Source organism: Anaerococcus sp. (assembly GCF_030825785.1).
GTDB lineage: Bacteria > Bacillota > Clostridia > Tissierellales > Peptoniphilaceae > Anaerococcus.
On sequence record NZ_JAPJPG010000065.1, the window covers coordinates 1 to 5,767 of the forward strand.

General features: G+C 34.3%; 7 protein-coding genes and 1 pseudogene. 4 read left to right on the forward strand and 4 right to left on the reverse strand.

Annotated features, from left to right (window positions below):
- The 4 genes and pseudogenes from RCH56_RS07285 to RCH56_RS07300 form a co-directional block, all read right to left on the reverse strand.
- Positions 1 to 635 (reverse strand): annotated as a pseudogene (locus RCH56_RS07285) (hypothetical protein); the annotation flags it as partial.
- Positions 625 to 1,512, reverse strand: coding sequence for an AAA family ATPase (locus RCH56_RS07290; protein ID WP_306484318.1), 888 nt, complete (start codon positions 1,510 to 1,512; stop codon positions 625 to 627). The gene RCH56_RS07290 and the pseudogene RCH56_RS07285, both read right to left, overlap by 11 nt.
- A 1-nt stretch (position 1,513) precedes the next feature.
- On the reverse strand, positions 1,514 to 1,813 hold the full coding sequence (locus RCH56_RS07295; RefSeq protein WP_306484319.1) for a hypothetical protein: 300 nt from the start codon (positions 1,811 to 1,813) through the stop codon (positions 1,514 to 1,516).
- Positions 1,814 to 1,866: 53 nt separating this feature from the next.
- The gene (locus RCH56_RS07300; protein ID WP_306484320.1) at positions 1,867 to 3,321 is read right to left on the reverse strand and encodes a carbon starvation protein A; all 1,455 of its coding nucleotides are present in this window, start codon (positions 3,319 to 3,321) and stop codon (positions 1,867 to 1,869) included.
- A gap of 251 nt (positions 3,322 to 3,572) precedes the next feature.
- Between RCH56_RS07300 and rimP the strand changes: the two genes are divergently transcribed.
- The 4 genes from rimP to RCH56_RS07320 all read left to right on the forward strand — a co-directional run.
- The gene (rimP, locus tag RCH56_RS07305) at positions 3,573 to 4,016 is read left to right on the forward strand and encodes a ribosome maturation factor RimP (RefSeq protein WP_306484321.1); all 444 of its coding nucleotides are present in this window, start codon (positions 3,573 to 3,575) and stop codon (positions 4,014 to 4,016) included.
- A 9-nt stretch (positions 4,017 to 4,025) separates the two neighbouring features.
- The gene (nusA, locus tag RCH56_RS07310) at positions 4,026 to 5,327 is read left to right on the forward strand and encodes a transcription termination factor NusA (protein ID WP_306484322.1); all 1,302 of its coding nucleotides are present in this window, start codon (positions 4,026 to 4,028) and stop codon (positions 5,325 to 5,327) included.
- Positions 5,328 to 5,330: 3 nt separating this feature from the next.
- Entirely contained in the window at positions 5,331 to 5,597 is a 267-nt protein-coding gene (gene rnpM, locus RCH56_RS07315; RefSeq protein WP_306484324.1) for an RNase P modulator RnpM, read from the forward strand.
- A gap of 10 nt (positions 5,598 to 5,607) precedes the next feature.
- The coding region (locus RCH56_RS07320) for a translation initiation factor IF-2 N-terminal domain-containing protein (protein WP_306484325.1) at positions 5,608 to 5,767 on the forward strand (160 nt) is incomplete at its 3' end.

Sequence of the window (5,767 nt, forward strand, 5' to 3'; positions counted from 1 at the left end):
CTGTTAGATCTTTCAAGCTGGTAAGATCCCTTTAGGTCAAAGAAGGAGAAATTCATAGAAAAATGCGGCTTATATTTATTTTCCTTATCAAAGGAAAGGTATTTTTCAAACAAATATGTAATATTAGCTTTTAAAGTCTGAGGACCTGTAGCAGGATCTAAATGGAAATTCTCGTATATATCTTCTTCCTTTTTAGATAGATTAAAATTTCTATCCAAAACTATCGAGTATTTTTTCATGGTTAAAGCGTAATACAAGTTTTCTCTTAGAGCTAAGTTTTTCCTCCTAAGGTCATTCTTATCGGCCAAGAAATCTTTGGCGTAATCTTCTCTAAGGTCTTTTATAATGGGTCTTTGGCCAACTTCTTTGTCATAGCAGTAGCTTTCCAAAAGATAGAGGGCGAAGATATCATACCTTTCATATTTTTTATAATCTTTCCGTAAGGCAAAGAGATTTTCTATTGTTTCTTTGCCGAAATATTTTATAGAAAGACCTATTATTAAGTTCATATAAAAACTTGGATTTCCACTTAGGTCAGATCCTGTAAGAATAGGCTTATATCTATATGATAAGGCTCCATTCCAAATCCGATTGTAGGCTCTGTTTTGACCTGCTTTCCCTTTATTAAAAATCATAGTTCTCGAAGACATCTCCTTTAGATAAATTTTCCCTAAAACGCGCCTTTATTACATCTTTTATAAGTGTTTTCTCATAAGGATCAAATACTTTGTTTATCAAACAAATATCGAAAGCCTCGTCAAGCTTAAGACCAGCTTCGACAAGATCAAGACTATCGAAAATTCCTCTTAGGTCAATAGCGCTATCGGATATTTCACCAGCATCTGCCTTTGTCTTGATATCATAAAATAATCTTCCTAGTTGGTTTTTGATCTCTGATTTTAGGTTGGGATAATTATCTGTAAAGATTTTATTTAGGTCACCTTCAGAAATTGTCGGCATATCAATTATAACGAAGCGGGAAAGAAGAGCCTCATTAAGCTCACGCGTCCCCTCATAATTGTAGTTCATGGTAGCTATAAATCTCGTGGCTGGGTGGATTTCTATAAGGTCATTTCCAGGTATGTCTATTATTCTTCTATAATCTAGGATGGAGTGAAGGACTGCCATAGCTTCGTTCCTAGCCATATTAATTTCATCCAGGACAAGGAGGCCTCCATATTTACAAGCAGAAGTCACAGGCCCGTCTCTAAAGATAACATTACCATTAGATAGGGTGTCGCTTCCTATAAGGACTTGGGAGTCTATATTTACATGGAAAGAAACATTCCGCATGGGTCTTTTGAAAATTTGAGATAGATTTTCTGCTAGGACATTTTTTCCAGTTGACTTACTTCCAACAAGGAGGATGTTTTTTCCGGCAAGAAAGGCACATAGTGCCTTATTTAAGATATCTTCTCCTATATAGGTAAATTTGGGCTTTGCAATTCTTCCTTTTAGCCTATCATCTATTGGATTTTCATCTACAAATTTCTCAATTAATTTTTTGTTCATTTTATTTCTCGATTGTATTAATTTCGTTTTTGATATAAAGCTTCTTAAAAAAGGCTGATATGATTATTTCTTCATCTTCATCTATATACATGGCTAGGTTGGGATTGTAATAGATATCAAGATCATCAGTTTCTTGAAGTTTGTATCTATCTTTATCAGTTTCTTTGGTAAGGATTACAATATCTACAGTAGCGATTCCGCAACATGAGGATTTCTGATCCAAGTCTGGATTTATGAAGATTTCTTTGATTTGTTTTTTATTTACTAAAGCTTTTGCTTTTTTATCTAATATAAATTTCATATAATCTCCTAGATATAAAAAAGAGTGGCGACTGCCACCCTAATTCAGTAAATTTAGTCTAACTTAATTGCTTCAATTCTTCTTCTATTTTTCTTAGATATTTTTACAACGAATACTGCATAAGCTATAGCGAGGATTCCTGCTATAGGATAGGCAATCTTAAAGTCTTGACCAAAGCCAAGTCCTTTGACGTTTATTATGAAGGAAAATACTATGAAAGTATAGAAGATTCCTGGAATCAATGTTATTAGGTAATTTTTGTTGTTATAGATTAGATAGCTTGTAGCTACAGCTAGGGCAAAGATTGCCACGAATTGGTTCGTAAATCCGAAGTATCTCCAAAGAATATTGAATCCTTTAGGGTTAGATTTAGCAAAGTAAAGAATAGCTGCTGCTGGAACGAATAGACAAGCTGCAAGACCTGCACGTTTACCAGCTACTTTTTGATCTATGTTGAGTTCTTCGGATATGATTAATCTAAGAGATCTAAAGGCTGTATCGCCAGATGTAATAGGAAGTGCTATAACACCGATTACAGCGATAAGTCCTCCGACTTTACCCATAAAGTATCTTGAGATTTCACCAACCATAAGAGTACCAGGTGTGTCTAGGGCTGCTGTTCCTGTAGAGAAAATCACCATAGCTCCTGCTGCCCAAATCATAGCGATTACTCCTTCTGCAATCATTGTTGAGTAGAAGGTAGTCTTTGCTTCTTTTTCGCTTGTAACAGTTCTAGAAACTAGAGTAACTTGGGAACCGTGGAATCCTGAAAGAATACCACATGCAACTGTTATAAAGAATGATGGGATAAATCTTTGTCCGAGTGGATGCTCAGCTAGAAGACCTTGGCCTTTAAATGATAGATTAGCATTTCCTTTTAATATAATTCCTACTAGTACACCAATTGCAGATATAATAAGGAATGCTCCAAATATAGGATAAATTCTTCCGATAACCTTATCTATTGGTAGAACTGTAGAAAGGATATAGTATGCAAAGATTACTGCATAAATTACCCATATTACATTAGAGTTTGGATCTGCGCCCATAATATCATTGGCAATTAAATCTCCTGGTGTATAAACAAATACAACACCTGTTAGAAGAAGAAGGATTGCAATTACGACATTGTAGAATTTCCTACATCCTTCACCAATGTATTTACCAACAAGCTTTGGAACTTGGCTTCCGCCATTTCTCATTGAGATAAATCCTGTACAAAAATCGTGAACTGCACCAGCAAAGACACAACCAATTGGAATTGCTATAAAAGCAATAGGTCCAAAAAGGATTCCTTGGATAGGGCCTAAGATTGGGCCAGTTCCTGCGATGTTTAGTAAGTTGATAAGCCAGTTTTTCTTCTCGCTCATAGAAACAAAGTCGATTCCATCAGCTTTTCTAACTGCTGGAGTCTCACGATCGTCGGGTTCAAGTTGCTTTTCAACATATTTAGAATAGACGAAACCGCCGCCGATCAAAATTATAAGACCGATAATAAATAATAACATATTTCCTCCTTTATTTATGTATCTATTTTAATTATAAACGTTTGACTGAATAATTACAAGGGAAATAACGTTTTCTAATGTAAAATATTTATTAAAAAGAGAGTGCTAAAAATATTTTGAAATATAAATTTTTTATAGTGACTTCCGTCATAGTAAGATTGAATTTATCCTTATTGAAAGTATAATAATCATAGCAAAAGAGTGGGGGATGGTTTCCACTCTTTTAATCTGTTGAGACGAAGGAAGGTAATATGGATTTAACTGAAAGATTGAAGGAAGTCTTTGAATCTGATATTGAAAACTTAGGTTATGAATTAGTAGATATCGAATTTAAAAGGCAAAAAAACAACAAAATCCTAACGTTCTTTATCTATAATAAGGATGGGATTACAATCGACGATTGTGAGAAGGTTAGCACTTTTCTTGATGAGAAACTAGATGAGATTGATATAATAAAAGATTCATATTATCTCGAAGTTTCAAGTCAAGATTTATCCCGCCCACTAAAGACTGATAGAGATATAGAAAGAAACAAGGATGAGCTATTAAAAATCAAGTTAAAAGATGGTGAAATTTTCCTAGGAAAAATCAAAGATACTGGCGAAGATTTTTATGAATTTGTCCTAAAAGATGATAATACAAAGAAGGTTAAGAAAGAAGACGTAAAAGAAATTTATATTGAGATTGTTTTCTAAGGAGATATTATGAACAATGATTTTATGTTGGCTTTGGATGAGCTTTGTAAGGAAAAGAATCTGGACAAGGAAACTATTCTAGATGCCTTACAGAAAGCCCTTATCAAAAGTTACCAAAAAAATTATGACAACGAAGAAAATGTAGACGTCATAATCGATGAAGAAACTGGACAAATTGAAGTCTTTGCTCTAAAGGAAGTTGTAGATGAAGTAGACGACACTATCACAGAAATTTCCTTAAAGGATGCTTTGGATGAAAATCCAACCTATCACTTAGGTGATATAGCAAGGATTAAGCTTACTCCAAAAAACTTCGGTAGGGTCGCAGCCCAAACTGCAAGAAATATCGTAATACAAAAAATCAGAGATGCCCAGAGAGATTCTCTCTATGGTGAATATATCGAAAGGGCAAATGAGATGATCACAGGAACTATACAAAGACAAGATAAGTACAATGTCTATGTAAACTTAGATAAAATCGAAGGTGTAGTTCCAATTAAAGAGCAAGTTCCTACAGAAGAGTATCCAGCAAATGCAAAGATGAAGTTTCTTATAAAAGAAGTGAGAAATTCGTCAAAAGAACCTCAAATCGTCTTATCAAGAGCAAGCCAAGATCTTATAACTAGACTTTTTGAACTTGAAGTTCCCGAAATCACAGACGGCATTATTGAAATCTATTCCCTTGCAAGAGAAGCAGGATCTAGGACAAAGATGGCTGTATTTTCAAATGATGAAGAGATAGATGCAGTTGGAGCTTGCATTGGCTTTAAGGGAATTAGGGTAAACTCCATAGTTGAAGAACTACAAGGAGAAAAAATCGACATTATAAACTTTGACAAAGACATCAAAGTATTCATATCAAATGCTCTATCTCCAGCGGATATAATTGAAGTTGTTGTCAATGAAAAAAGTAAGAAGAGCCTTGTGGTTGTAGCAAGCGACCAATTATCCCTAGCTATAGGAAAAGAAGGTCAAAATGCAAGACTTGCAGCAAGACTTACTGGCTGGAAGATCGATATAAAAAGTAGCGAAGAATACGAAAACTTAAGCCAAGAAGAAATAGATGAAATACTTGGCTTAAATGAAATAGACGAAGAGGTCGAAGAAGTGGCTGATGAAGATGATGCTTTAGATGATGAAGACATTTCTTTAGACATCGATGAAGAAAATGATGATACTGAAGATGATTTAATAAGAGATTCTGAAGTTGAAGAAATAATAGAAGAAGAAAGTGATTATACAGTAGAAGATATTACAAATATTGATTTCACTGTTAAAGTTTATGAAGAAGATGAATCTAATGAGGATTAGAAAATGAAAAAAGCTAAGAAGATTCCACAAAGAAAATGTGTGGTATGTGGCAAGCTTAAAGACAAAAAAGACCTTCTAAGAGTTGTCAAAAACAAGGAAGAAGGAATTTTGATAGATGAATCTGGAAAGAAAAACGGAAGAGGCGCCTATATATGTAAGGATGAAGCTTGCATAGAGGAAGCCATCAGAACTAATAAGCTAAACCGAGTTTTTAGAACAGAAGTTTCGGATGAACTTTACGAGGAGTTAAAAGCTTATGAAGTAAATTGAGGAGAGTTATATGGCAGGAAAAGTAAGAGTATATGAATTAGCAAAAGAAAATAATATGGCAGCCAAGGAAATGGTGAAACTATTAAATGAGGAATTTGGTCTAAATATCAAATCCCACATGTCCATGGTTGGTGGAAGTGATCTTGAGCTTATCCAAGGCTATTTTGATG